1 protein-coding gene is annotated in these 676 nt (G+C 72.3%); it reads right to left on the bottom strand.

The features are described 5' to 3' along the window. A partial coding sequence (locus VQ03_RS29770) for a trypsin-like peptidase domain-containing protein (RefSeq protein WP_048454548.1) occupies positions 1-492 on the bottom strand: 492 nt, incomplete at its 3' end. Positions 493-676 lie beyond the last annotated feature (184 nt).

The following is a 676-nucleotide window of genomic DNA, read 5'->3' as shown; positions in this document are numbered from 1 at the left end:
GCGGCCGTCGTCGAGGGTGACCTCCACGGTTTTGGCGTTGTTCACCACGTGGTTGTTGGTCACCACGTAGCCGTCGGCCGAGATGAAGAAGCCCGACCCTTGCGCCGCGCCGCCGTGGCGCTGCGGGCGCTGCATGCCGCCGGGCCCGCCCTCGCCGAAGCGGCGGAAGAACTCGCGCAGCTGCGGCGGCACGTTCTGGAGGTTCGGCTGGCCGCCGCCCTCCTCGTCGTCCGAGGCGTCGTCCTTCAGCTTCACCTTCACCGAGACCACGCCCGGCTTCACCCGGTTGACGATCGGCGCGAAGCTGCCCGGCGGGTGCTCGGCCGTGGTGATCGGGGTCTGCGGCAGGGCCTGGGCGAAGGCGGGGGTGCTGGGGGGCAGGAAGGCGGTGCCCAGCGCCCCGGTCGCCACCAGGGTGACGGCCGCCACGGAGGCGAGGGCCTTGCGGTGGAAGCGGCGGGTCTCGGAGGAAGTCTCGGTGGTCTGGGGCATCGGGTCTCAAGGCTCCGTTTGGCGAGGGCCGCGCTCGCGGCCGTTCGATGGGGCCAGTATGGTCATCGGGCCTGACCGCTCCGTGGCGCGAGGATTACGGTTTGGTCAGGCACCAGACCTGCGACCGGAACGCCGGGCCGCGATCCGGCTTGACGGACGGCCCGCCGGCCCCGATCCCCTCGCT

Origin of the sequence: Methylobacterium tarhaniae (assembly GCF_001043955.1) — a bacterium.
Lineage (GTDB): Bacteria > Pseudomonadota > Alphaproteobacteria > Rhizobiales > Beijerinckiaceae > Methylobacterium > Methylobacterium tarhaniae.
Note: the sequence above shows the minus strand (reverse complement) of the source record. Positions and strands in the feature narration are given on the sequence as shown.